Below are 25,682 nucleotides of genomic sequence, written 5' to 3'. Positions count from 1 at the left end.
TAATTCCATCAAAAGGAAAATTGCTCGTAATTACTAACAAAATCTTCCGCTATTTTGTTAACGCTTTGTCGAAGGTATCACCGAGAAGTATATTTGGCAACATTTTGTTAACCACATTGAAAGCGAATAACCGCTCAATATATCTGCATAAAAAAACAGTTATTCATACAGTTATCATTGTTGCCAATCAAGCAATCTTACGGTAGCTTAGCCTAGCTGAATCATCCGCTTTGTCTTGTTTATCGTAGTTTCGGATTAAAATATAATGCAACGCTCTCTTACCTCTTTGTGGCACGCTATTTACCTCGTTGTTTTTATCTCTTTTGTCTTACCTTTATCTGTCTATGCCACCCCCTCCTCAGAGCCAACTGTACTTACTGTTGTCCCCGAGTATCGTGATCGAATTAAGCGCAATTTTAACCCTTTCACACTGCTAAGCATGCCAACGACGCATGAATTCATTTTTGAGCCACTGATCATCTTTAATTCTCTACAGAATAATAAGCCAGAATATCGCCTTGCTACAGGCTATAGTCTTAGCCGAGATCTCACGAGTATCCAGTTCACCCTACGCCATGGCGTTCTATGGTCAGATGGAAAACCATTCACTGCAGATGATGTGCTTTACTCCTTCAATTTAATCAAAATGTTTCCAGAACTTGATTCACATGCGATTCGTACGCAATTGAAGTCGATCCGTAAGTTATCAGACTATGAGATTGAAATTGAATTGAAACAGGCTAATGCTTTAGCCGCTCATCAGCTGGTGTTACTGCCCATTGTGCCTAAACATCAATGGGAAAAAGTCAAAGACCCAGTTCTATATACCAATCCAAACCCCATCGGCACTGGGCCATTTACGGTTATTGAATCGTTGGACGACACCCATTATCAGCAATGCACTAACCCAAACTACTGGCAAGCCAGCGAAGTGCATATTGATTGCTTGCGCTACCCATTAGTGAAAAATAACGATGATTTTATTGCGCGGATTGTAACAGGCGAGTTTGATTGGACGGGTTCATTTATTCCTGATATCGAGCGTCACTATGCTTCTTACTCAGAAGACTTCCATTATTGGCTACCACCCGCAAGTACTATTAGCCTTATTTTTAACTACAAAGTTGCAGACAGTGAACTTCGCCAAACTATAGAGAATATTACGTTTCGACGGGCTATCTCTATGGTGGTTCAGCGCCAACTATTAATTGATATCGCCGCGTTTGGCCAAGGTGTCCCATCAGAGTATGCATCTGGCATGAGTCAACGATTTACTCAGTGGGCTGATACTAAAATCACTGAAAAATACCGCCCGTATATGACCTTCAATCCAAAACAAGCAAACATGTTATTGGATTCGCTTCAGCTAGAAGACAAAAACAAGGATGGGTGGCGAGATCTTCCTTCAGGCAAGCCTCTCACACTATCCGTGCTCACCCCTTCAGGCTGGACTGATTTTAATACCACAGCCATGCTACTGGCCGAAATGTTAGAAAATGTAGGAATACGTACTACGAATATTCAAACTGGATTTGAAGAGTTTGCTGAGCGCTTATCCTATGGTGATTATGTCACGGCAATCACCAACTATCCGCAAGGGCTAACACCGTATAAGTATTTTAACTCTGGCTTTAACAGTGCTTACCAAGCGCCACAATACCCACGCTATGCAAAGCACTTTTATAAAGATCATGAAGTAGACCAGCTGCTCGCCGCTTTCCCTACCGCGTCTACGGTTCGTCAACGCGCAAACATTATTAACCAGCTCAACGAAACGATTGCCAGTAAGCAAATTACCGTCCCCTTATATAATACGGTGCAGTTCTATCAGTACAACACCCAACGCTTTACAGGCTGGTTTAATGAACGTAACCCTGTCGCTAGCCCACTAATATGGCCACAAGCCCCCGAGCGTTTATTGCACTTGTTAGCACTTAGACCTAAATAATTTGCCGCTAGCAATAGGCCACTACAAGTCATAACAGCGGCCTAGTGCCAAATAGCAGGCATAAAAAAACGATGGTCAATGCCATCGTTTTTTTGTTTCTGTAATCACGCTATGTCTAATAAGGCGAATAGCGAAGAAGAATGATTAGAACATCGTCTCTTGATTCGATGGCACATGGAATACTTCACCATGATCTTTCATTCTTTCCATGGTCTTAAGATTGACTTCCATCTCAGTGACATAACTATCACCGACAGGGTAACTACGAATGACCCGAGCACCACGAATGATACCATCAACAGCACCATCGGTATTTTCTACCCCTAGCTGCTGATCTTCCATACCTGCACGCGCACTGATACGCATACCGTAAACTTGTTCGGTTAGCTCACGGTAAGCATCAATCTTAGATGCTCGCATTGCACGTACTTGTTTTTCTTCTAGTGTGCGACCACGCTGTTCACTGATTGATGCATAACCTACCGCGGTGAGCACATCATTATCACGAATTTCGACCAGTGGCTGACACCCCACAAGTAACAGTAAGATTACTGCCATCCAGATACGCATAATTTCTCCTAAGGTTTCAGTACCACGTTACCGCGATCAAATTCGTTCACTTCAGAGCGAATAATAACACCGTTACGCATACGCATCTTATTCAAGGTATCTAAATCACGGCCCAAACGATCAGCAGGCAAGAAGCCCTGTGCCGTCGCAATCACCACCCGAGAACGCATGCCAATAATTCGCGCATTGACTAATACACCGCCGCCTTGACGTAACATAGTGCCAGTGAGCACATAGTCAACAGGCTGCTCAGAGGCCAATTCTCGCCAGTTTCGGCTAATGGTAAAATCACCTTCCGGTGTGACTTTTATTGCGCCTGTTGCTTTGTAATCAACAACCGTAAAACCACGTTGTTGCATTTGATACATAAAGCCTTCAGTAACGGTATTACCAAGCCAGTTTGTTTCGTTCAACTGCTGTAAATCAACAAAAGAGGTAACCGCTAACGGTGTTTTTGCCGTTAAATATTGGTTAGATTCGACCAGTTGTTCCGTCATCCCTTCTATGAAGAAATCAATGGTATGACGAGGAGTCTGCTTTAACAGGTACTCATTGCCCGTATATGGTTCTTTACCATTATATATCGGGGAGTATGCGCATGATGCAGTCATCATTGACAGCAACACGACTATCCACTTTTTCATTCTATCCCGCTCCGGATGCAAAAAGACCTATAGCCTGTTATCGTTCAAAAAAAGTAAAACTTTATAGCTAGCTGCTTTATATTCGGGAATACTCTTTGCATACTCCCTTTGGTAATCCACTCTGAATGAATCACAACCGTTTTTGTTCAGCCCGATACTATATAGTAAGTCCAGCTATCCAAGCAATTTTCATACCGATGTTGAGAATACGATGAAAAAAACACGCGCGCTTTATCTATTCATGTTGTTAGCCATGCCCTCTCAAGCTCTGGCCGCTTGGTTAGAAGTCACAGGACAAGCACAAGTGCTAGAAAGCGACAAAGCCGCCCGTAACAACGCGTTAGAAGATGCGGTTTACCAGGCCATCTTATATTCAGGTGCCGATGCGAGCTCATTTTCACACTTACGCCCCTATTTAAGCCAAGAGCGTAACGAGTACCAATTTAGCGGTAACGAAGTGCGCAACGTCAGCATAGTTAAAGCCAAAAAGTCAGGCGGCAATTATTACGTCACTGCTCGGATAGATATTTATCCATCGGCAAAGACTTGCCACAAAACCCAATACAAAAAAGCGATTTTAATCAGTAGCTTTACACTCACTGCACCTCAACATGCCGCTTTAGGGGGTATTTATCAGATAGGTGATGATTACAGTGTGATGCTCCAACGCCAAATTGAGCGTAAATCACAAAGCTTTGTCGTCTCGGGGATCACCCGCGTGCCTTTTCGTATTGATCAACCGAATACACTCACCATGCTGGCTGAGGATTACGATGCGCAATATCTTATTACAGGCGAAATCACGGATTTAACGTCAACCGTCGATGAAAAGCTACTGCGAGATGATCAATACAATCGACAATTTGCCGTCACACTAGAAGTAATTAATGGCAAAACAGGTGAAATGTTACTTCAGAAAAACTATCGTGAAATCGCTCAGTGGCCATTCACACGAGTTAGCCAAGTTGATACAAAAAGTGCACGCTTTTGGCAATCAGGTTATGGCCAAGCCGTTCAACGTACCAGCCGCAATATGATGCTAGATCTAGAGACCACCTTGGCTTGTCGCTCCAGTTTGCCTGAAGTTATTAATATTTTTAATGACAAGGTACAAACCAACGTTGGCCGAATTCACGGTGTTAAGCAAGGCGACCAACTGCGTTTATGGCACAACGCGGCCTTTATTGATCAACAAGGGATCAGCCGAGCGCGCATGGTACAAACAGAGATGACGCTTACGGTTGAACGGGTTTATGATAAATCTTCAGAGCTCAGTGTGGACCGAGCAGACCTTGCTGGTAGCATTCAACCTGGTGATTTACTCACCAAACAGATAACTCATTGATACAAAAAGCTTAATATTAATCAATATTTGCGTATAATAGTGCGCATGCTCCCTTAGCTCAGCTGGATAGAGCGTCCCCCTCCTAAGGGGAAGGCCGCAGGTTCGACTCCTGCAGGGAGCGCCACATACTAGAAAGGCTAGCCATTGATGATGGCTAGCCTTTTTTCATTTATAACGCTCATGATTTTGATATGCCTTATTAAGAATATGAAACTTAAACGACGTATCATTTATTATTTTAGGCGTTAGATAATACAGTCATCCTTAATGAAACAATGAATACAAAATAAGATGCATATTAATTATCGCAGTGTTGTTTATAATTGCAGTAAATAAGAGTACTGTAATACATCCTATATTCCACACCTTCATATCCTTATATTTCTAATCAAGTCTATCGTCATAAATCTAGCAATCGCTTTAATTTATTCAAAGCAATAACGACAGAATATTGACTTTACATGCATGTAGCTAATTAAATGAAACATCATAGATGCACAATTTCATAAAACAAAAAAGGAGCCCTGTAGGCTCCTTTGATATTATTTAAATAACAGCTTAGAAATTGATGCTTGCGTACAAACCCACTTCATCACCGCTGACATAAGGCGAAATGACGTAATTACTCATCGAGTAACCCATCTCAGAAACTACGTACTGAATGCCAGTTGCCAATGCAGCACCAGCCGCAACATCACGCCAGTAGTGGTGTTTGCTGTCTACTCTAGAATAACCCACAAGGGCCGCAGCAGCGTACGCTGGTACGCCGTATTCCCAGCCATAACGAAATTGTAGGTATGCTGCACCTTGAGTTGCCGCCGAGGTATGGCCCGATGGAAATGAGTGATCACCGCCATTTGGGCGCTCAGCATTAACGGCAAATTTAATAGCGTGTGTTGCTACTGCGGTATATAACGCCCCTTCTGCGAGTTGAAATAAACCTTCGGTATCACCTTTATATAAAGAGATAGCACCAGCAGTAAGAGGAATGCCGAATTGCGCAATATCTGCGTACTTTTGTAAGTTTTTATTATGGGCAGACGCGGAACATGCGGTCGTTGCTAATATAAGGGCAACAACTCCTGACTTTATTTTCATGCTTTACCTTTAAACAATACTAAGCCCTGTAAAATAAACAAGGCACTATCAATGGCATCTAAAAATGAGAAAATTAAATCTACTGCATAAGCATGAAGTCGTTTGGAGACATAATTTACAAATACAACTGTAGATATCAAACACTGTTTTATAACAAGTACCGCGAGATTGTAAGAAGTAAGCAAATGCTTGTCAATGTGTGAGTGCTCACAAAAGAATATAAACTACAAATATGTTAATTACATCCAATCTGCCTTTTTGATGAAATAAATCAGCTATAAAGCAGTTCCTTTTATGACGCAAGCAAAAAAAGCGCTTATTAAGATATGAAAAATATGATCTTGACCTAATATTTATGAGTATCACTGAAACGGCACTAGACCAAGCGTGACCTATGTTGGATAAATCCAAGGGAGATACGATATGAAAAAGATAACTTCGGTATGCGCAGCACTCTTACTTACTGCAAGTTTTGCTACGTCGGCTTACACACTTTCAGGAACACCAGAAGACATTCCAGAAGGTGCAATGCAATACTGCGCGACATCCAGTAACTTCTGGGTATGTGTTGATAACTATAAGCAACGTAACAACCTATAGTTTTCAGAATATAGTTTCAAGCATAAAAAAACAGGCATAGAGTTAGACTCTATGCCTGTTTTTATTTGAAGCTTGTGTTAACGAATGCTTATGCGTTCGCTTCACGCTCTGCAATGAAAGCAAGTGCTAGCTTGATACGCGCTATTACGCGTACTTTGCCAACAAGTTGCATTACTGCGTCAACCGAAGGCGATTGACCTTGGCCTGTAACGGCAACACGCAGTGGCATACCCACTTTACCCATGCCTAGCTCTAAATCTTCACATGTTGATTTAATCACATCATGAAGGTTTTCAGTTGTCCATGCATCATCAGATACCGCTTCAACTTTTGCTAGTGCAAGCTCTAGGGCTTCTTTTGCTACTGGGCGAAGGTGTTTCTTCGCAGCACCCGCTTCAAACTCACTAAAGTCTTGGTAGAAGTAACGCGACTGCTCTGCAAGTTCGATCAATGTATTACAACGCTCGCCCACTAGCTTGATTACGTCAGTGATTGCTGGACCATTTGTGGTATCAATCTCTTTTTGATCTAAGTGCCATTGTAGGTACTTAGCAACATATTCAGGCTCAGCCGTTTTGATGTAATGGTTGTTCAACCAAAGTAACTTGTCAGTGTTGAATGCTGATGCTGACTTGCTGATAGACTCTAGCGTAAACAAGTTGATCATTTCTTCTAATGAGAAAATCTCTTGATCGCCATGAGACCAACCTAAACGTACAAGGTAGTTAAGTAGTGCTTGTGGCAAGTAACCGTCATCGCGGTATTGCATTACGCTTACTGCACCATGGCGTTTAGACAGTTTCGCACCGTCGTCACCAAGGATCATTGCACAGTGTGCAAATTCAGGAACAGGCGCACCCAGTGCTTCATAGATGTTAATTTGACGAGGGGTATTGTTGATGTGGTCTTCACCACGAACAACTTGGGTAATCTCCATATCCCAATCATCAACAACAACACAGAAGTTATAAGTTGGGCTGCCATCGGTACGACGAATGATAAGATCATCTAGCTCGCTATTGGCGATTTCAATACGGCCACGTACTTTATCATCAAAGACTACCGTCCCTTCTTTTGGGTTACGGAAGCGAATAACGAATGGTGATGCTTCAGTTGCTGCTGCATTTGCCGCAACAATTTTAGGGTGATTAGCATCGTAGCGTGGCTTAACACCGGCTGCCATTTGCTCTTCACGCAATTCGTCTAACAACTCTTTCGGACAGTAGCACTTGTATGCTTTGTCTTCCGCAAGCAATTGATCGATCAACTGGTTGTAACGATCAAAACGTTTCGTTTGGTAGTAAGGACCTTCATCCCAGTTAAGCCCGATCCACTCCATACCTTCAATAATGGCATCGATAGCTTCTTGAGATGAACGCTCTAGATCGGTATCTTCGATACGCAGAACAAATTCACCGCCTTGCTTCTTCGCAAATAACCATGAGTACAATGCAGTACGGGCACCACCTACGTGCAAGAAGCCTGTTGGGCTTGGTGCAAAACGAGTTTTAATCGTCATTTGATTTACCTTAAAGTGACTGGAGCGACTGACAGCGATAGCGCTATAAGCCCATAATTGGGCGTTATTTTAACACTGTCATTCAATTCTACAATCACCATCCTTTCTCTAATTGACACTCAATGACTAGATAGCATCAGCTTAAGATGCATTCTTCAGGTTTTTCATCGCCCACATCATGAATGCTTGCTGTTCTTGTGCGGACAAATTATTGAAACCCGCTTCCAGAATCATTCTTTGCGATGATCCCGTATTCGCATTTTTTGGTTTTATTTGATCTACGGGTGTTGTCGATGTTTGACCGATGGCAACAACGGCAATCCCTGTCTCTTTTTGGTTGTATTTTAATACTGCTTTTTCATAATTTTTCATGCCTTGCATGCCATTAACATACAGAGGCTCAAGCTGGAATGGGATCATCTCGCCAGAAGCTGATTTGAGAACAAAGCGCGGGTCTTTATCAAACGCCTTAGCTTCTTCCATGGTTCTAAACGGCTGGTAAGACAATGCAACATCATCAGAAGGTGCGTTAAAGCGAACGATAAAAGGAACTGAATTAAATTTAGTGCGGCGACCGTCTTCTACTACTAACTGACCCAATGCAAATAATACTTGGTTGGTACCCGATTCAAGCGTTAATTGGTTAGGCGATGAAAAAATATCACTCGCAACTTCATCACCATTAAGCACCAAGGGCCCAATTTCTTTATTAAAGGTTAACGTACTTTCTGCATTCGCTTGCCAAGATAAACAACCCGCCAACAGAGTTAGGGCAACAATCAACTTCTTCATATAGCCTCCACGGCAAAGGGCGAGAAATTCTCGCCCTAATTATTACAGTAATTAAAGATTAAGAGTCATCTTAGAACCAGTACTCAATACCAACAGATGCTTCATTAAAGCTATCTGACTTCCAACGACCTTCATAGCCTTTATTATCGGCATCAATGCGATCTATATTATTCATCGCATAACGGGCATAAAGCACAGCGTTAGTATCGACAAAGTACATCATCTGCACTGATGTAACGTTATCTTCAGTGTTCTTAATGTCTTTACCATTCACTTCTAAACCAAGGTTTTCAGCGCGAGCAATTTTGGCTTGCCACTTATCAAACGTATACGTTAAACCAACTGAGTATGAATCTTCACGCTCGTCTTGATTAAACGTATCGTTATCCGCTTTTGCGATACGGTAATAAGCAAAGTAGCCTAAACCATTAGAGAAGCCACCTTGTGCCCCCATCAAGTAAGTTTGGTTATTCCAAAACGTACCATCGAACTTACCTTTGGTTTTATCAAGCGTGTCGTAGTTCATCTCGTAAGCTAAATCAAACTGCGCCCATCCCCAATCACCTTTCACTTGTTGGTGTGCAGCCATGCCATGCCAGTAGTTGCTTGATGCTTTCGAGCTATCAGTTGCCCCTGCACGATCTTCACCTGCACCAGCAGCGATATCCATGGTAAAGCCAGACCATAGTTCATTGGTATCCCAACGGATGGTATCTGATTGGCGGTCATTGAAATTGTTTCCGCCGATATTGCCACCCCAGTCCCAAACGTTACCCATACCAGGGTTAGTCGCAGGCCAGTCAATCAATTCATAAATAGGGGTTAACACACGACCCAGACGAATTTTACCAACGCTATCGTGTTCAAAGCCGACAAAAGTATCACGGCGGCCTAAGTAGCCATTACCACCGTTTTCACCCGCAAATGACTCATCAACATAACCAGATTCGATTTGCCATAGGAAAGTCCAATCTTGCATTTGATCAAACTGAGCAGTACCACGCCAGCCAAGGCGTGATTCATTATTGAACTGGACACCATCGTTGTTCTTTTCATTATCGTAATCGCGGTGCGCTACCTGCATCGCAATCAAGCCGTAAATACTGTGCTCGTATTTAGCTCCACTATCACTTGCTTGTGCTGGAACAGTGGCAAGTGCTGCAGTCGCAATCGCCGCGCCTAATAAGGTACGTTTGAAAAATTGACTCATGGAAAAACTCCTAAAAAATATAGCTGAATTCATGTACTTACCTCAGTGGCCGCCGAAGGTTAGCACAATGAAATTTAATGTTTCATATTGAGAACGTGGATAAGATTACAAGCTTTTTTCACCATACGAATATATGGCAAGAAAAAGCTTGACCCCCTTCAAAAACCACCAACCAAAAAAAAACATAAATCATTAATTTTCAGCAACTTAAAACAAAAACCTAATTACAGCACCATTAGGAGCTAAATGGCATTTTGTGTCCAAGATCTCAAGCTGGTATGCAAGACAGTGGAGAATCACTCAAAAATCAGATGTTTTTATATAACTAAATGGATGTTTAGTTTTTTTATGATTCAAAATAGTGAGCAAGTTCAAACTCATTTAGAAGAAAGTAAGCTAAATCGGTTTGTTAAAGTAACGAAAAAATATTTCAGCTAAAACTGAATCGAAAAAAAATGCTGAGTCCACCTTATTGATAAGTTGTTAGATTTAAATAAAAACAGAAGAAAGTAGATGATGTGACTGATGTCTGAGTTCGCTTGCTCTATGAGGAAATAACCTTTTTTGTCAGCACTAAGCAACGTAAAATCGTGTTACGAATTAACTATGGATGGACAACCGCCAATAACTTGCGTGTCCTTCAGGGAGAATATAATGAAGGTAAAACATATAGCCCTTGCGGTAGCGCTTCTACCTCTCGCTCAAACAGCTTTTGCTGACGTGACACTTGAACTGCCAGACAATGTACGATTGCTCGCTGTAAATGAACAAGATCCATCAAAAAATATTACCGATATTTTTTTTGCGACAGATGACAAGCTAACGTTTAAAAATGGTGAGAACCAAATCGTATATCAAATTGATCAGTATTTTTATAAAGGGGATAAGCAAAGTGAGCGGTTCCGTTCCTCGCCTTATATACTGACCTTTACTGCAAGCAATACTTCACTTCAATTAGAAGTACCAAACTTCCGAGGCGTTGTTCAGGCCAATGAGTTTAACCATTCAGCAAAAGTAAATGTTCAAACTACAGCGGGAAAAAACGTCGCATTCAAGCATGACAAGCTTGAGCTAAAAGGTCTTTCCATTTCACATGATTACCACGAGTATGTGAAACAATATAACCGTCTTGGTGGTCCTGCAGCACTGACTGTTGCTACAACTGCAATAGTAACTAGCGAAGCTAAACCAGCGTTAAAGCAGCCAGCCACTGACCTTGCAACTCAAAGTAAAGAGCCGATTAAACAGCAGCTACAGGCACTTTTTAATCAAGCAGATAAAGAAACTAAAAAAGAATTTATTAGCTGGGCAGTGCAAAACCTGTAATCTCTCGATAAAAGTTCCTTTTAGCGAAGGAACTTTCTCCACCTTTAAGTCCCTCCACGCTCAACTCAACTTTACATTTACCCGACTTAATTACTTCACTCTGCGAGAACTAACACCTCATTCATTATTCGTCACCTTAACCAAAAATTGATTAACTCATAGATCGAAAAATGGAGGCCTAAGCCTCCATTTTAATAATATTCAGTTTTAATTACGATTTAGAAACCGTACTCAAGACCTACACGAACAACAAAGATATCAGTTTCGTCAATCTTACCTGCATCGTTAGCTGCTTTTAGGTCACGCTGAGCAACACGGATGTAAGGAACAAAACCATTTTTAACATACATTAGCTGACCAGAAATGATGCTATCTTCATCATTCTGTTTAACACCAGCTGTTTCTGATTCTAAGTTAGCTGTGTAACCTAGTTTGAAGCCCCAAGGACCATTCCAGTATTGACCAATTACAGCGTAAGAAGCTTGCTCTGATTTATCGCCGTTCTGAACTTTACTTTCACCAGCCTTGTATGCGCCAGATAGTCCAAAACCAGCAGGAAGTGATGCTTCAAAACCGACTAAGTAACCAAAGGTATCTGCCATTACTGCATCTTTAGCCGCGGTTCCAGCAGTCCACTTGTCTTGGTCGCCGTTTGGTTTGTAGCTCCAAGAACCATCAGTCGCTGCTTTTGCTTCTTCAAGCTCACGATCTGATTCTGTTTCGAATGCTGCATGTAATGTGATCATTTCAGCAAAAGTATAGTGCGCTGCACCACCAAACCAGTTATTACCTTCAACCGCCTTGTCACCACGACCTGTCGCAATATTAAAGTTGAAACCACCGAATGACGGAGAGTCGTAACGAGCCATATCACCGTGACGATCACGGTTATATTTCACGTCACCGCCCCAGTCCCATGACGCACCAAGACCTGGGTTAGCGTATGGCCAGTCAATCACTTCATACATAGGTGTTAGCATACGACCGAAACGTACTTTACCCCAGTCGCCTTTAAGACCAAGGAAAGTATCACGGTTACCTAATGTACCGCCTGTTCCATCTTCACCTACATAACCAGACTCAACTTGCATGAATACTTCAACGTTATCGAACATCTCTTTACCAGCACGGAAACCGATACGAGATTCATTTTCGTAGTCATAGCCTGTTGCAGTATCTTCGCCATTCTTAGTAATGTCGTAGTTAACAATCGAAATTGCTGCTACACCATACACTTCAACACTGAAATCATTGTTTTGGCCGATTTCGTATGCACTTACTGACATTGAAGCCATTGCTGCTGTCGCAACAGCAACGCCAAGAACTGAACGTTTGAATACATTTTCCATGGAATAACTCCTAAATATACTAGCTGTTTACTTGAGCCTAAAAAGGTTGGCCGCCGATGGCTTCAAGTAAGTCTCCCAATATGTAAGCTAAATTTCTAAAATCAGCTAAATCATATTTTTTTAGTTTATGAACGTCTCCGTTCACTTCAGTAACTAGACTACTTTCGCAGCGCAAAACATCAATCAGAACTTAATTTCTTGTTTGAAAAATATGACTCAGTGCAAACTTTACCGCTAACAGTGATCCAGCTCAAACCTTTGATTCTTTAATTATCAATAACAAATATAGCCATTTTAAATCAACAACTTACCAACATAAAAAAACATCAAACGTGAGAAGGCGCGAAAAAAAAACATCAACGTGAAATCACTTACATAATAAGGATCGCATTGATCACATCTTCTATTTAAACGAAAAATGGGCAGGTTGTGACTTATTTTTTGTGACGGTTAATACGATTTAAAATGTGATGAAAATAAAAAAAGCGCATCAGAAGTTACCCTGATACGCTTTCAAAATAGATATATATTCTAGTATTAAAGAAAAAAACAACAGTTAGCGTTGAGTGAAATCAACCAACGTTTGTTCATCCCAAATTTCAATGCCGAGATCTTGTGCTTTTGTTAATTTAGAACCGGCGGCTTCACCCGCAACAAGTAGATCCGTTTTTTTCGAAACACTTCCTGTCACTTTCGCGCCCATCGACTGTAGTAATTCTTTTGCTTCAGAGCGGCCAAGCTGCGACAAACTGCCCGTTAATACCACCGTTTTTCCTTCTAAAGGTCGTTCAATCCCTTCTTCCAACTTCTCAATAGCAGGCCATTCAATACCGACTTTGATTAAGTCATCAATCACATCAGTATTATGCTGTTCACGGAAGAAGTTAAAAACATGATCAGCGACTATGCCGCCAACATCACTCACTTCAATCAGCTGCTCTTTAGTCGCAACGGTAATTGTTTCAAGTGTTTCAAAATGACTGGCTAAGTTAGCCGCAGTGGCTTCCCCTACTTCGCGAATCCCTAATGAATACAAGAAACGCGCTAAGGTTGTTACCTTTGAGGCAGCAAGTGAATCAACGAGTTTTTGCGCTGATTTAGGTCCCATACGCTCGAGGACTGTCACAACACCAGCCGATAATTTAAACAGATCGGCTGGTGTAGAAACCATCTCACGATCAACCAATTGCTCAATGACTTTCTCGCCGCAACCATCAACATCCAAGGCTTTACGAGATACAAAGTGCTTCAATGCTTCTTTACGTTGCGCCTGACAGAATAGGCCACCAGAACAGCGAGAGACCGCTTCACCTTCAACACGCTCGACACGCGAACCGCAAACAGGGCAGTCGACAGGGAAAGTAATAGGCGTTGCGTCATCAGGGCGGCGCGATTCAACCACAGAGACAATTTGTGGAATTACGTCGCCCGCACGGCGAATTATCACCGTATCACCAACCATAACCCCTAAACGTGCCACTTCATCGGCATTATGCAAAGTGGCGTTACTTACAGTTACGCCCCCCACAAATACAGGTTCTAATTTAGCCACCGGGGTAACAGCCCCTGTTCGACCCACTTGAAATTCGACATTCTTCAGTACTGTCATTTCTTCTTGCGCTGGGAATTTATAAGCAATTGCCCAACGTGGTGCACGCGCAACAAAGCCCAAGCGTTCTTGCAAGCTCATGGTGTCAACTTTAAAGACAACACCATCAATCTCGTACGGTAACGAACCACGACGCTCACCAATGTCTTGATAGTAAGCAATCACAGCTTCAATGTTATTCAGTGGGCGAATCTCAGGGCACATTGGTAGCCCCCAGCCTTTGAGTTGTAACAAACGATCATACTGACTAGGGGCCAGTTCCAATCCTTCTACGACACCGACAGAATAAGCATAAAAACTTAACGGGCGTGAAGCGGTAATTTTAGAGTCAAGCTGACGTAAACTACCTGCGGCTGCATTTCGAGGGTTGGCAAATGTTTTTTCACCTTTCTTTAAGGCCCGTTCGTTTAAGGCATCAAAGCCCGCTTTCGGCATAAAGACTTCGCCACGCACCTCTAAGCGCGCAGGCCAATCATCGCCACGTAGTTTCAACGGTATAGAACGAATAGTACGAACGTTGGTCGTAATATTTTCACCGGTTGTTCCATCACCTCGCGTGGCAGCTTGGGTTAAAACGCCATTTTCATACATCAAGCTAACCGCTAAGCCATCAAGTTTAGGCTCACCGCAGTAGGTAACTTGCTGCTCAGTTGGTAGTCGGTCTAATAATCGTTTTTCGAATGCTTTTAGCTCTTCATCATCAAACGCGTTATCAAGCGAGAGCATGGGTATTTCATGCTTAATCTGACTAAAACCATTAAGTGGTGTGCCACCCACTCGCTGGCTAGGTGAATCAGTTGTCACCCACTCAGGATGCTCAGCTTCAATAGCAAGCAGCTGTTGCATCAAGCGATCATATTCAGCGTCTGGGATCTCAGGGTTATCTTCAACGTAATAACGATACCCGTGATAAGTAAGCTGTTGACGCAGCTCTGTAAGCTGCTGCTGAATATCAAGACTCATGACTAATCCTATTCACTCACATTGTTACCAAGCGGCTAACGATTGCCGGCCTGATATTTTAATACACAAAAAAGCGGGCTCCCTAAGGAGCCCGTCAATAAACTATAGGGATAAACACACTCAGTTAAACTTGAGTGTAGAACTTCGCTTTATCACGATATTCAGTAATACGGTAAGGCGTGATCATGTTGCGATCTTGATCCAACACATCAGCACTTAATTCATCAGCAATCTGCTGAACCGTTTGTAACATCATATTAAAGTTCAAATCTGCACGACCGTGACAAGGCAACATTAAGTAAAAAGCGATGCCCGGTGTTTCGAAGTTTTCAATATCCTGCTGCGGGAAATTACCCGGTTGAACCATATTGGTCACAGAGAAAATAACAGGCTCGATACCTGCTTTATCTGCATGACGATGATAGACCGAGTTTTCACCAAAGATTAAACCATTTTGCTCAAGGCTATTGAATAATTTCACGCCTCGAAGTAATTCACCTTTACGCGCATGAATATTTAAAGCGATATAAGAACGCTCTAACGGTGCTGGCTCGATAATCGCTTCGACAACCTCTTCAACAACAGGTTCTGGCGATACGGCAACTTGCACTGGCTCATTTTGCGGCACTAAAGGCTCTACTTGCAGTGCAATTTCAGTCTCTGAAACAATCACAGTATTGGTATCAAGCGCGGGTTCCGCCACTGCATTCTCTGCCGCTAAGGTATCGATTGATGGCGCGACAGGAGCAACCACTCTCTCTTCAACAGGTTGAGGTTTAACCTCAGAAGAAGATGTCACCATATCAAGGTTACCTAAACCAGGTTCATGTTCTTTATTAGGTTTTGACGTAACAGGCGCTGGTGATTGAGTAATAACAGGCTGTGGCTGTGGTTGTGGCGCGCGAGGCTGCACTTCGGCTTGAAGTGTTACTTCAGGCGCGGTCTGGACATGCTGTTCGACTACAGCATCGGCCTGCTGAGCAACCACATTAACATTACTGTTTACAGTCTGAGGTGTCAGTGTTGGTTGTGGGGCTACTTCTGTGAATTCAGAAATAGCTTGAGCAGGCACAGGCACCCCAACATTTGGAACAGTATCGGTATGCGAGTTCATCGTCGAAGGTGACGAATCTAATAAAGGATCGGCTTCAATTTTCTCACCGAAGTTCACAGAACCTGTTTTTACCGGTTCTGGCTTTAAATATGGAGCAGGGTCTTCAGCTTCAGCGCCTTTGACACGGACAGCACCAACGCCATCTTGATCAAAGCCAGCATCATCAACAGACGTTTGGCCATCAAGCTTACCCACAGGCTTCGGTTTATCACCAAACTTAGTCGGTTTTTCTTTTCGACTTGTCCAAAGACCATGCAACAATAGCGCGGAGATCATCAGCGCACCAACAATAATAAGAACCAGACGCAATTCCTGCATACAATACTCTGAAATTAGCTTGTCACCCCAACTGGGATAACGTGTTAAATATGTATTCGCCAGACCTAAGTAATACCATACTCAGCGACTAACTCAATCCAACATTACCTATTAGCACACTGACATTGACAGAGCGTAATAAAGATCACAACTTATTACTTTAAGCCTTCCCTTCCGTCAGTCTGGCAAATCCCTATCACTGCGGTTAAGAATACATGCTGGTTGCTTTACTCTACCAAAACTAGCTAAATAATGAGAACTTCTAACCGTAGAATCATCAAATATCGTGCCTTCGAGCGCACTTTTGGTTATTTTTCAAACTAACTGAGCGGTTACCATTTACCTGTAACCTCCAACAAAAGATCGAATATTTGCTTATAGCCGCAACTCGTCGTTAACATGCAGCTAGGCTCAACCTCTTTTGATACTTTCACAATGACGAGCCTTAACAAGGAGCAGATATGCAAACACACTCACCAATTAAAGACCCTATCAGTGGCGCTGGCTATTTTTTTCGCGGTTTATCGCTGGCATTAGAGCCAGGCACCCGCCGTTTTGTTTTGATGCCACTGCTGGTTAACATCATTCTCTTTGGTAGTGCATTTGGCTTTGTTCTGTCTCAACTTGATTCATGGATTACAGGTTGGTTAGCCATGCTACCTGAATGGTTAGATTGGTTAAGCTACCTCTTGTGGCCATTACTTGCTATCGCCACATTAGTCACTTTTTCTTATATTTTTAGTACCATCGCAAATTGGATAGCGGCACCGTTCAATGGCCTTTTAGCCGAGCAGTTAGAAGCAAAATTAACGGGTGAAACCCTGCCAGACACCAGCGTGAAAGAGCTGCTTAAAGACGTGCCTCGCATCATGCACCGCGAATGGATAAAACTTAAATATTACCTGCCTAAAGCATTGGGGCTGTTGATTTTACTGTGGATCCCAGCCATTGGTCAGACGGTTGGGCCTGTGCTGTGGTTCTTATTTAGCGCGTGGATGATGACTATTCAATACGCAGATTACCCGTTTGATAATCATAAAGTACCCTTCGCATCCATGCGTGACGCGCTAAAGGTCAAACGCGGAAAGTCATTAAGTTTTGGTAGCCTAGTGATGCTATTTACTATGACACCTATCCTTAATTTATTTGTAATGCCTATCGCCGTTTGTGGCGCGACAGCAATGTGGGTTGACCATTACCGTAAAGACTATCGATAGCCTAATCATTAGCTCTGTAGCTAATTTCTAACTAACGTAGATCGTTATACTTTTTATAACAATAAGATATAACGATTTATTACTTTTCAAATAACGCAACAGGGTTATGCTTAGTGTGTCTTAAGTTGAAACGTGTTACGAAGGAACGGCAATCATGAGCAAAATTTACGAAGATAACACTCTTACTATTGGTAATACTCCGCTGGTTCGCCTGAACCGAGTCAGTAATGGCAAAGTGTTAGCAAAAATCGAAGCGCGCAACCCAAGCTTTAGTGTGAAATGCCGCATCGGCGCAAACATGATTTGGGATGCGGAGAAAAAAGGTACCCTAAAAGAAGGCATTGAGCTTGTAGAGCCAACCTCAGGTAATACGGGGATTGCCCTTGCGTACGTCGCCGCTGCTCGTGGTTACAAACTAACTCTTACAATGCCTGAAAGCATGAGCCTTGAGCGCCGTAAGTTACTAAAAGCACTTGGTGCAACACTGGTGTTAACGGAAGCGGCAAAAGGCATGAAAGGGGCAATTGAAAAAGCAGAAGAGATTGTCGCATCAAACCCAAGCCACTACCTATTGCTTCAACAGTTTAATAACCCTGCGAACCCTGAAATTCACGAAAAAACCACGGGCCCTGAAATCTGGGATGCCACTGATGGCGAAATCGATGTTTTTGTTTCAGGCGTAGGTACGGGCGGTACGCTAACGGGTGTTAGCCGCTTTATTAAACAAACCAAAGGAAAAGCAATTACTACAGTCGCCGTTGAGCCAAGTGAATCACCAGTTATCACTCAGGTACGTAATGGTGAAGCAATTCAACCCGCACCACATAAGATCCAAGGTATTGGCGCTGGATTCATTCCAGGCAACCTTGAACTAGACTTGATTGATGAAATTGAACTCGTTAGCTCAGACGATGCAATTGAAATGGCACAACGCCTAATGAAAGAAGAAGGCATATTGGCTGGAATTTCATCAGGTGCGGCTGTTGTGGCAGCCAATAACATCGCATCACGCCCAGAATATGCAGATAAAAATATCGTTGTCATACTACCAAGTTCTGGTGAGCGTTACCTATCGACAGCGTTATTTGCGGGTATCTTCACAGAAAAAGAAACCCAACAGTGATCACACTTTTAAGTGAATCATGACAGTTTGTTGACGAAAAAAGCCCCCCCAAGGGGCTTTTTTGTTGCTTTTTAAACGAGGTTTTACTATAAAACCGAGGCGTTTTATTTTTAGCATCAAAATAAAAGGACACAAAACAGTCCATTTGATGTGACCAAGGCAAAATAACTCATCAAACTTTGACTTGGATTAAGCAATTATGACGCACAGTTGGTTAATTTATTCATCGAGATAAACAAACCATCTCACGTTACTATAAGCTAAAATATTTTTACGCAAAGATTACATAATATTTCAAATATCGGGGTGAAAAATGTATCAGAAGCAAGTTGAAATCACTGCAGAAAACGGCCTACACACTCGTCCAGCGGCTCAGTTCGTTAAAGAAGCTAAAGCATTCGACGCTGACATCACTGTTACTTCTAACGGTAAAAGCGCAAGCGCGAAAAGCCTATTCAAACTACAAACTCTAGGCCTAGTTAAAGGTACTCTAGTAACAATTTCTGCTGAAGGCGCTCAAGCTCAAGAAGCAGTTGACCACCTTGTTGCTCTAATGGATACACTGCACTAAGTTGCAAATTATTCGTTAAGTCCCTAGTTTTTATAGAACAAATTAAGGTAAGGCTATGATTTCAGGTATCCTGGCATCTCCTGGTATTGCTTTTGGTAAAGCACTACTTCTGCAAGAAGATGAGATTGTCCTAAATAAATCATCTATCCCAGCAGATCAGATCGACAACGAGATTCAACGTTTCTTCGACGCTCGAAAAAAATCTGCAGAGCAACTAGAAGTAATCAAAGAAAAAGCACGTGTCACCTTTGGTGAAGAGAAAGAAGCGATCTTTGAAGGTCACATCATGTTGCTTGAAGATGAGGAGCTTGAAGAAGAAATCATAGCCTTCATTAAAGAAAACAACGCATCAGCTGATTTAGCAATCTACTCTATCATCGAAGAGCAGGCTGTAACGCTTGAATCACTTGATGACGAATACCTAAAAGAACGTGCAACAGATATCCGTGATATCGGTACACGTTTTGTTAAAAATGCACTTGGCATTAACGTTGTTAATCTAAGCGCAATCAACGAGGAAGTCATCCTTGTTGCTAACGACCTAACCCCTTCTGAAACTGCACAAATCAACCTTGATTACGTGCTAGGCTTCATCACTGATATCGGTGGTCGTACATCTCACACATCTATCATGGCGCGTTCACTAGAGCTTCCTGCTATCGTTGGTACTAACGATATCACGGCTAAAGTGAAAAACGGCGACATGCTAATGCTAGACGGTATTAACAACAACGTTGTTATCAACCCTTCTGAAGATGAACTAGCGCAATTCAAAGCAACTCGCGATGAATACCTAGCAGAAAAAGAAGAACTAGCCAAACTTAAAGATCTACCTGCAATTACCCTAGATGGTACGCAAGTAGAGGTTTGCGGTAACATTGGTACAGTTAAAGACTGTGACGGCGTTAACCGTAATGGCGGTGAAGGCGTTGGTCTGTACCGTACAGAATTCCTATTTATGGACCGTGACGCACTTCCTACAGAAGAAGAGCAATACGTAGCTTACAAAGAAGTTGCGGAAGCGATGCACGGTGAATCAGTGATTATCCGTACTATGGATATCGGTGGTGATAAAGATCTTCCTTACTTAGATCTTCCAAAAGAAATGAACCCATTTTTGGGTTGGCGTGCAATTCGCATCAGCTTAGATCGTCGTCAAATTCTTCGCGACCAACTACGTGCTATTCTACGTGCGTCGGCTCACGGTAAAATCCGTATTATGTTCCCAATGATTATCTCTGTTGAGGAAATCCGTGAACTAAAAGCCGCAATCGAAGAGTACAAAGTAGAGTTACGCGCTGAAGAACTAGCATTTGACGAAAACATCGAAATCGGTGTTATGGTTGAAACGCCAGCTGCAGCTGCAATTGCACACCACTTAGCAAAAGAAGTAGCCTTCTTTAGCATTGGTACAAACGACTTAACCCAGTATACTTTAGCAGTTGACCGTGGTAACGAGATGATTTCTCACCTTTACAACCCACTATCTCCTGCTGTACTTCTAGTGATCAAGCAAGTTATCGATGCTTCTCACAAAGAAGGTAAGTGGACAGGTATGTGTGGTGAATTAGCAGGTGATGAGCGTGCAACCCTACTTCTACTTGGTATGGGTCTAGACGAGTTCAGCATGAGTGCTATTTCGATTCCTCGCATTAAGAAAGTTATCCGTAACGCTAACTTTGCTGATGTTAAAGCGATGGCTGAGCAAGCACTTGCTCTACCAACCGCGGCTGAAATCGAAGCCCACGTAGAAAAATTCATCGCAGAAAAGACCATGTGCTAATAGAATAGTCACAGGTAAAATAACAACGCTTAGGAGCAACAATATGGGTCTGTTTGACAAACTAAAGAAGCTGGTTTCTGACGATAGCAGCGAAGCTGGTGCAATTGAAATCATTGCTCCACTATCTGGCGAAATCGTAAACATCGAAGATGTGCCAGATGTTGTATTTGCAGAAAAAATTGTTGGTGATGGTATCGCTATCAAACCGGCTGGCAACAAAATGGTTGCACCAGTAAACGGTACTATTGGTAAGATTTTCGAAACAAACCACGCTTTCTCTATCGAATCTGACGACGGCATCGAGCTATTCGTTCACTTCGGTATTGATACTGTTGAACTTAAAGGTGAAGGCTTTACTCGCATCGCTGAAGAAGGTCAATCTGTTAAAGTTGGCGACACGATTATCGAATTCGATCTAGCGCTTCTTGAAGAGAAAGCTAAATCAACTCTTACGCCTGTTGTTATTTCTAACATGGACGAAATCAAAGAGTTGAACAAACTTTCAGGTGCTACTACTGTGGGTGAAACTCCAGTTCTACGCATCAAAAAGTAAGATTGTTTAAATCTTAACTAAAAACGCCACCTTCGGGTGGCGTTTTTGTTTCTGAGATATTCTCAGGCAAGTTGCTGATACAAAAAAGCGAAGGTACTTATCCAAATTGATATTCGTACCTTCGCTTTTCTCGTTGCTATACCTGTCTAACGACTAAACCTCATCGTTAGATAAAACAGCTCACAACTATAAACCCGCTAGCATTTCTGCTGATGGTGCAAAGAAATATGCACCTGTTACTGCAGAGGTAAAGCGTAGCATTTGGTCCGTTTTACCATCTGTTTCACCGTACATGCTTTCCAGCATCGTTTTAAAGTTATGCTGTGTATGGCAATAAGCGATGAAGAGTAAACCATGATCACCCGTTACAGAGCCATACGGTAGGCTATGGCGCACAATCTTGAGCCCTTTGCCATCTTCTTTAATATCAACACGGCCAACATGCGATTGCGCAGGAACATCTTCCAGCTCAACCGAATCCGGCTTCGTACGGCCAATCACTTTTTCTTGCGCTGCAATATTCAAGCGATTCCAAGCTGGTAGATTGTGAACAAAGCGCTGCACCATCACAAAACTACCACCCGCAAAATCACCATCTTTAATCAAAGCGACATCTTGACGAGATTCATCTGTTTTTGGGTTTTCAGTACCATCAATGAAGTCGGTCATATCACGAGCATCAAGGTACTTAAAGCCGTAAGTTTCATCCAAAACATCAACATCAGTAGCAATTGGCGATAAAAACTGGCGCAGTAGATAAAAATTAAGGTCATGACGGTTTGCATTTACATGCAATAAAATATCACCGCCAGTCGCAGGGGCAGTGATATCCCCCTCACCGAGTGCTTCAAAATCATCAAAACCTTCAGGGCTACCTAGCTCTAGCGATGACCAAAACGATTTACCAAACGCAATGCTTGCTCGTAAATTAGCATCAATTTGCTGAGTATTCAGGCTATCAACAACAGAATGAAGGCGCTTACATTGCTCAAGTACTGCTTGTTTGTCACCAATAACCTTCATGACTACATACAATGCAAATGGTCCCGCTTCTGGGATTATTGCAGGCTGAGCGATAGACATATTAATCTCCCGAATGATAATTACTAAGATGTTCTTAATTATTGATTATAAGGTCAGTTATCAATAACTTATTGATCACTGTCAGTCATCACATTGGTAGCGATAAAACCTTTACAGAGCTGACTAGTTTTACATATATTACCCGCGGCTTTCTAACAACTAATGATGTTTCATATTGTGAACCGCATTCAACCTACCATATTACTCTTACTTGCTATATTTGCTAGCGCAACCTGCCGTGCAACAGAGACTGTCACCTTACAGTTACGTTGGTCACACCAAGCAGAATTCGCGGGATTTTATATCGCAAAAGCAAAAGGGTTTTACCAAGATATAGGGCTTAACGTTGTTATAAATCCCGGTAAAGATGGAAAAAGCGCACTGCATTCTGTTTTATCACGTGAAGCTGATTTTGGCGTGGGTAACTCTGAAATCTTAGTCGCATACAGCCAAGGGCTTCCTCTTGTAGCGCTTGCCAATATTTTTCAACGCTCCCCTTCTGTGCTTATCACCAAAACGAGTAGTCAGATTGATTCATTAACACAGCTCGCAGGTAAACGCATCATGATGTTTAGCGGCAATGAAGACGCTGAGATCATCGCGATGCTGACTAAAAATGGGGTGAACATTAATAATTTTCACCAAGTCAAAACACGCAGCAACATCGATGATTTAATCAAAGATAAAGTAGACGCATACAGTGCCTACCTGACTAACGAGCCCTTTCTACTCAATCAGCAAGGTATTGAAACAACCATCTTTGACCCGACTGAGTACGGTGTCTATTTTTACAGTGATATTATTTTCACCCACCAAGACCTCGCCACTAATCGTCATGATCTCGTTAAAGCTTTTCGCGCGGCGAGTTTAAAAGGGTGGGAGTATGCGCTCAAAAATCTGCCAGAAACCCTTGATGTATTAGAAACCTATAACACAGGGAAAAGCCGTACCTTCTTATATAGCGAACTGCTCGCCAGTAAGGCGATGATCATGCCTGAGTTGGTTGAAATGGGTCATATGAATGTGACGCGTTGGCAACAAATTGCCGATGAGCTATACCAGCTCAACATTATTCCAAAGACGACTATCAACGAGCAGTTTCTATTCCCTTTACAGGAAAAGAATAATCTCCTTCAACTTCAGCCTTGGCTGAATATCGCGGGGGTGATTTTTATCATTAGTTTAGCGGCTCTGAGCTACTATTCATGGATAAACCATAAACTCAAACAAGAGATCAACCGTCGGATCCAATCAGAAAAGAAAGCGGAGAACATCGCCCGTAAAGACATGCTTACCGGTGTTGCTAACCGTTATGCCTTGATAGAAATCCTACATAAAACAATTAATAGCAAAGCCTTGCAGCAATCTGCCCCAGCCTTACTTTTCATCGATCTTGATAACTTCAAAGCAGTCAATGATACCTTTGGTCATCAAACTGGGGATCGTGTCTTACAACAGTTTTGCTTTAGAGTGAACGGGCTATTGCGAGGTTCCGCTTTTTTCGCACGTTTAGCTGGTGATGAATTTATTATACTAATGACGAAATCAAGTATTGATGATGTTGATAGTTTAATGGATAAGATTACCGAACAAGCTGAAAAGCCCTTTATTATCGGAGGGAACACTGTCTCTATCGGTGCTAGCATCGGGGTCACTTATTACCGTAACGGCGACACACCTGAATATTTTCTTTCACGCGCTGACAGCCATATGTACGGCAATAAAAAACGCTCCCGTCAGGAGCGCTTTACTGAAACAATTAAAGATTGTTAACCGACTATTTATACAGAAGTTACTTCAATTTGTAATTTAACTTGCTGATTTGCATCGTTATCGATTGATTCAAAAGAGGCTGGTGTATTCAAACCTGTCGATAATACTGGTGCAATAATTGTTCGCCAGCCACCGTCGTCTAAGCGCTCTTGTACTTTAAAAGCAATTTTAAGCTCTTCCGCTGAAACTTCTAATAATTCAGCGCTACCGACAAGCTCTCTGCGCGTATTACCCTGATCATCTGTATCAAAAAATACGGTTTCTTCGCCAGGAAGTAGTGACAGCGACGTATTAACGGTTTGCTTACTATCTGCACCCGTTAATTCAAAATTCACATCTAACAACCAATCAGCCATAGCTAAAGGGCTTAATAGAGCACTAAACAGGACGAGGCCTTTACTCCATTCATTCATTTGCTTTATCTCTCTACAGGTCTATCTGCAAATGTATTCTTCACTCGTGAGCTTCTTAGCAAATACATAGTTAGCCAAGCTGTGATTAAGATCATCACACCATTTGGCCAGCTAAACACACCCTGTGTCATGAATAAATGATACGTTTGCAATAAACAATCTGACAAATAGGCGACGAGTAATAATTGTTTTCCATGCCGCCATATATAATTACTTATTTTATTATGCTTATGTCGTTGTCCGCTGAGCCAAGCGAGCAATAAGCTTGGCAACCCTAGCAACAGACCAACATAGAGGCTTTCTTTTAATGGATAAAACAGAGTGAGCAGCTGTGATCCTTGCTGGCGACTGGCTCCTGCCATCACAAATATAATCCAAGCCTTAGCACTGAATGCCAAAGTCAGCCATAACATAGGCGAAGGCTTTAACAAGCCATGCTCATCATAAGCACTAAATGAATACCGCAAAATCACTCCTAGCTACACGGGGTCTTTCTATATTTATATCTATAGCTATGGTGGCGCGATACCCTACATTCAACCCTACATTAAGTTTGTAGTAGCACCTTAAGCCATCCCCATAAAATAAAAACCTTACCTTTTTAATTCTGTGGTGCACCGCACTCTTTCGCTTGGCAAGTTGTCGTTTCGATCACAATTTTTGAGTGAAACTTTCAATGAAAATGAACTATCAACTGAAATAACAAACTTAACCACAAATAATAAAACACACAACGATTAAGATTATTTACCATTAAAATC

At 42.2% G+C, this 25,682-nt stretch carries 22 protein-coding genes and 1 tRNA gene; 11 read left to right on the top strand and 12 right to left on the bottom strand.

The window, feature by feature from the left end; genetic code table 11:
- Positions 1-265 precede the first annotated feature (265 nt).
- On the top strand, positions 266-1,948 hold the full coding sequence (locus ASV53_RS06105) for an ABC transporter substrate-binding protein (RefSeq protein WP_094956453.1): 1,683 nt from the start codon (positions 266-268) through the stop codon (positions 1,946-1,948).
- Between the two features lie 144 nt (positions 1,949-2,092).
- On the opposite strand, the gene ASV53_RS06100 is transcribed toward ASV53_RS06105, so the two are convergent.
- Both ASV53_RS06100 and ASV53_RS06095 read right to left on the bottom strand, forming a co-directional pair.
- Positions 2,093-2,521, bottom strand: coding sequence for an LPP20 family lipoprotein (locus ASV53_RS06100; protein WP_062688002.1), 429 nt, complete (start codon positions 2,519-2,521; stop codon positions 2,093-2,095).
- Between the two features lie 5 nt (positions 2,522-2,526).
- Positions 2,527-3,162, bottom strand: coding sequence for a FlgO family outer membrane protein (locus ASV53_RS06095; RefSeq protein ID WP_062688001.1), 636 nt, complete (start codon positions 3,160-3,162; stop codon positions 2,527-2,529).
- Positions 3,163-3,373: 211 nt separating this feature from the next.
- Here ASV53_RS06095 and ASV53_RS06090 point away from each other — a divergent pair, with 211 nt between their 5' ends.
- Together ASV53_RS06090 and ASV53_RS06085 are read left to right on the top strand one after the other, a co-directional pair.
- On the top strand, positions 3,374-4,507 hold the full coding sequence (locus ASV53_RS06090; protein WP_094956451.1) for a flagella assembly protein FlgT: 1,134 nt from the start codon (positions 3,374-3,376) through the stop codon (positions 4,505-4,507).
- Positions 4,508-4,554: 47 nt separating this feature from the next.
- Positions 4,555-4,631 (top strand) — tRNA-Arg (locus ASV53_RS06085).
- 434 nt (positions 4,632-5,065) lie between these two features.
- On the opposite strand, the gene ASV53_RS06080 is transcribed toward ASV53_RS06085, so the two are convergent.
- Complete coding sequence (locus tag ASV53_RS06080; RefSeq protein ID WP_094956450.1) at positions 5,066-5,605, bottom strand: phosphatase PAP2 family protein; 540 nt, start codon at positions 5,603-5,605, stop codon at positions 5,066-5,068.
- Between the two features lie 423 nt (positions 5,606-6,028).
- On the opposite strand from ASV53_RS06080, the gene ASV53_RS25410 reads away from it, so the two are divergent.
- Positions 6,029-6,205 carry a hypothetical protein gene (locus ASV53_RS25410; protein WP_162845622.1) on the top strand — a complete coding sequence of 59 codons (177 nt, stop codon included), beginning with the start codon at positions 6,029-6,031 and terminating at the stop codon, positions 6,203-6,205.
- An 88-nt stretch (positions 6,206-6,293) separates the two neighbouring features.
- On the opposite strand, the gene gltX is transcribed toward ASV53_RS25410, so the two are convergent.
- The 3 genes from gltX to ASV53_RS06065 form a co-directional block, all read right to left on the bottom strand.
- Entirely contained in the window at positions 6,294-7,724 is a 1,431-nt protein-coding gene (gene gltX / locus ASV53_RS06075) for a glutamate--tRNA ligase (protein WP_062687989.1), read from the bottom strand.
- Positions 7,725-7,865: 141 nt separating this feature from the next.
- On the bottom strand, positions 7,866-8,516 hold the full coding sequence (locus tag ASV53_RS06070; protein ID WP_094956449.1) for a YccT family protein: 651 nt from the start codon (positions 8,514-8,516) through the stop codon (positions 7,866-7,868).
- A 70-nt stretch (positions 8,517-8,586) separates the two neighbouring features.
- Positions 8,587-9,726 (bottom strand): porin, encoded by a 1,140-nt coding sequence (locus tag ASV53_RS06065; protein ID WP_094956448.1) that lies wholly within the window; start codon positions 9,724-9,726, stop codon positions 8,587-8,589.
- Positions 9,727-10,332: 606 nt separating this feature from the next.
- Between ASV53_RS06065 and ASV53_RS06055 the strand changes: the two genes are divergently transcribed.
- On the top strand, positions 10,333-11,052 hold the full coding sequence (locus ASV53_RS06055; RefSeq protein WP_094956446.1) for a YccT family protein: 720 nt from the start codon (positions 10,333-10,335) through the stop codon (positions 11,050-11,052).
- A 218-nt stretch (positions 11,053-11,270) separates the two neighbouring features.
- Here ASV53_RS06055 and ASV53_RS06050 read toward each other — a convergent pair whose 3' ends face one another.
- From ASV53_RS06050 to zipA, 3 genes are all read right to left on the bottom strand, one after another.
- Positions 11,271-12,401 (bottom strand): porin, encoded by a 1,131-nt coding sequence (locus tag ASV53_RS06050; RefSeq protein ID WP_094956445.1) that lies wholly within the window; start codon positions 12,399-12,401, stop codon positions 11,271-11,273.
- A 556-nt stretch (positions 12,402-12,957) separates the two neighbouring features.
- Positions 12,958-14,973 (bottom strand): NAD-dependent DNA ligase LigA, encoded by a 2,016-nt coding sequence (gene ligA / locus ASV53_RS06045; RefSeq protein ID WP_062687984.1) that lies wholly within the window; start codon positions 14,971-14,973, stop codon positions 12,958-12,960.
- A gap of 124 nt (positions 14,974-15,097) precedes the next feature.
- A complete protein-coding gene (gene zipA / locus ASV53_RS06040; RefSeq protein ID WP_094956444.1) occupies positions 15,098-16,405 on the bottom strand; it encodes a cell division protein ZipA in 1,308 nt (435 codons plus the stop codon).
- 461 nt (positions 16,406-16,866) lie between these two features.
- On the opposite strand from zipA, the gene cysZ reads away from it, so the two are divergent.
- The 5 genes from cysZ (at position 16,867) to crr (ending at position 21,652) form a co-directional block, all read left to right on the top strand.
- Positions 16,867-17,622 (top strand): sulfate transporter CysZ, encoded by a 756-nt coding sequence (cysZ, locus tag ASV53_RS06035; RefSeq protein ID WP_062687982.1) that lies wholly within the window; start codon positions 16,867-16,869, stop codon positions 17,620-17,622.
- Between the two features lie 154 nt (positions 17,623-17,776).
- Positions 17,777-18,745, top strand: coding sequence for a cysteine synthase A (cysK, locus tag ASV53_RS06030; RefSeq protein WP_094956443.1), 969 nt, complete (start codon positions 17,777-17,779; stop codon positions 18,743-18,745).
- Positions 18,746-19,058: 313 nt separating this feature from the next.
- Positions 19,059-19,316, top strand: a complete 258-nt coding sequence (locus ASV53_RS06025) for an HPr family phosphocarrier protein (RefSeq protein ID WP_048898185.1) — start codon at positions 19,059-19,061, stop codon at positions 19,314-19,316.
- Positions 19,317-19,371: 55 nt separating this feature from the next.
- A complete protein-coding gene (ptsI, locus tag ASV53_RS06020) occupies positions 19,372-21,099 on the top strand; it encodes a phosphoenolpyruvate-protein phosphotransferase PtsI (protein WP_062687980.1) in 1,728 nt (575 codons plus the stop codon).
- 43 nt (positions 21,100-21,142) lie between these two features.
- A complete protein-coding gene (gene crr, locus ASV53_RS06015) occupies positions 21,143-21,652 on the top strand; it encodes a PTS glucose transporter subunit IIA (protein ID WP_048898183.1) in 510 nt (169 codons plus the stop codon).
- Positions 21,653-21,838: 186 nt separating this feature from the next.
- Here crr and ASV53_RS06010 read toward each other — a convergent pair whose 3' ends face one another.
- Positions 21,839-22,735: a Dyp-type peroxidase gene (locus ASV53_RS06010; protein WP_094956442.1), complete on the bottom strand. Its 897-nt coding sequence runs from the start codon at positions 22,733-22,735 to the stop codon at positions 21,839-21,841.
- Between the two features lie 162 nt (positions 22,736-22,897).
- On the opposite strand from ASV53_RS06010, the gene ASV53_RS06005 reads away from it, so the two are divergent.
- Positions 22,898-24,508 carry a GGDEF domain-containing protein gene (locus tag ASV53_RS06005; RefSeq protein WP_094956441.1) on the top strand — a complete coding sequence of 537 codons (1,611 nt, stop codon included), beginning with the start codon at positions 22,898-22,900 and terminating at the stop codon, positions 24,506-24,508.
- Between the two features lie 8 nt (positions 24,509-24,516).
- Here the strand turns inward: ASV53_RS06005 and ASV53_RS06000 are convergent, their stop codons facing one another.
- Both ASV53_RS06000 and ASV53_RS05995 read right to left on the bottom strand, forming a co-directional pair.
- Positions 24,517-24,921 carry a hypothetical protein gene (locus tag ASV53_RS06000; RefSeq protein WP_062687977.1) on the bottom strand — a complete coding sequence of 135 codons (405 nt, stop codon included), beginning with the start codon at positions 24,919-24,921 and terminating at the stop codon, positions 24,517-24,519.
- A gap of 5 nt (positions 24,922-24,926) precedes the next feature.
- Positions 24,927-25,394 (bottom strand): DUF2919 domain-containing protein, encoded by a 468-nt coding sequence (locus tag ASV53_RS05995; RefSeq protein WP_281223337.1) that lies wholly within the window; start codon positions 25,392-25,394, stop codon positions 24,927-24,929.
- Positions 25,395-25,682: the final 288 nt, after the last annotated feature.

Origin of the sequence: Photobacterium sanguinicancri (genome assembly GCF_002265265.1) — a bacterium.
GTDB lineage: Bacteria > Pseudomonadota > Gammaproteobacteria > Enterobacterales > Vibrionaceae > Photobacterium > Photobacterium sanguinicancri.
Note: the sequence above shows the minus strand (reverse complement) of the source record. Positions and strands in the feature narration are given on the sequence as shown.

What these genes read in the sequence shown, in the direction of transcription:
- ASV53_RS06070 (WP_094956449.1), bottom strand. Translation starts at nt 8,516, where the DNA reads ATGAAGAAGTTGATTGTTGCCCTAACTCTGTTGGCGGGTTGTTTATCT.
- cysK (WP_094956443.1), top strand. Translation starts at nt 17,777, where the DNA reads ATGAGCAAAATTTACGAAGATAACACTCTTACTATTGGTAATACTCCG.
- ASV53_RS25410 (WP_162845622.1), top strand. Translation starts at nt 6,029, where the DNA reads ATGAAAAAGATAACTTCGGTATGCGCAGCACTCTTACTTACTGCAAGT.
- ASV53_RS06010 (WP_094956442.1), bottom strand. Translation starts at nt 22,735, where the DNA reads ATGTCTATCGCTCAGCCTGCAATAATCCCAGAAGCGGGACCATTTGCA.
- ptsI (WP_062687980.1), top strand. Translation starts at nt 19,372, where the DNA reads ATGATTTCAGGTATCCTGGCATCTCCTGGTATTGCTTTTGGTAAAGCA.
- crr (WP_048898183.1), top strand. Translation starts at nt 21,143, where the DNA reads ATGGGTCTGTTTGACAAACTAAAGAAGCTGGTTTCTGACGATAGCAGC.
- ASV53_RS06025 (WP_048898185.1), top strand. Translation starts at nt 19,059, where the DNA reads ATGTATCAGAAGCAAGTTGAAATCACTGCAGAAAACGGCCTACACACT.
- ASV53_RS06095 (WP_062688001.1), bottom strand. Translation starts at nt 3,162, where the DNA reads ATGAAAAAGTGGATAGTCGTGTTGCTGTCAATGATGACTGCATCATGC.
- ASV53_RS06105 (WP_094956453.1), top strand. Translation starts at nt 266, where the DNA reads ATGCAACGCTCTCTTACCTCTTTGTGGCACGCTATTTACCTCGTTGTT.
- ligA (WP_062687984.1), bottom strand. Translation starts at nt 14,973, where the DNA reads ATGAGTCTTGATATTCAGCAGCAGCTTACAGAGCTGCGTCAACAGCTT.
- ASV53_RS06050 (WP_094956445.1), bottom strand. Translation starts at nt 12,401, where the DNA reads ATGGAAAATGTATTCAAACGTTCAGTTCTTGGCGTTGCTGTTGCGACA.
- ASV53_RS06000 (WP_062687977.1), bottom strand. Translation starts at nt 24,921, where the DNA reads ATGAATGAATGGAGTAAAGGCCTCGTCCTGTTTAGTGCTCTATTAAGC.
- ASV53_RS06055 (WP_094956446.1), top strand. Translation starts at nt 10,333, where the DNA reads ATGGATGGACAACCGCCAATAACTTGCGTGTCCTTCAGGGAGAATATA.
- gltX (WP_062687989.1), bottom strand. Translation starts at nt 7,724, where the DNA reads ATGACGATTAAAACTCGTTTTGCACCAAGCCCAACAGGCTTCTTGCAC.
- ASV53_RS06090 (WP_094956451.1), top strand. Translation starts at nt 3,374, where the DNA reads ATGAAAAAAACACGCGCGCTTTATCTATTCATGTTGTTAGCCATGCCC.
- ASV53_RS06080 (WP_094956450.1), bottom strand. Translation starts at nt 5,605, where the DNA reads ATGAAAATAAAGTCAGGAGTTGTTGCCCTTATATTAGCAACGACCGCA.
- zipA (WP_094956444.1), bottom strand. Translation starts at nt 16,405, where the DNA reads ATGCAGGAATTGCGTCTGGTTCTTATTATTGTTGGTGCGCTGATGATC.
- ASV53_RS06005 (WP_094956441.1), top strand. Translation starts at nt 22,898, where the DNA reads ATGATGTTTCATATTGTGAACCGCATTCAACCTACCATATTACTCTTA.
- cysZ (WP_062687982.1), top strand. Translation starts at nt 16,867, where the DNA reads ATGCAAACACACTCACCAATTAAAGACCCTATCAGTGGCGCTGGCTAT.
- ASV53_RS06065 (WP_094956448.1), bottom strand. Translation starts at nt 9,726, where the DNA reads ATGAGTCAATTTTTCAAACGTACCTTATTAGGCGCGGCGATTGCGACT.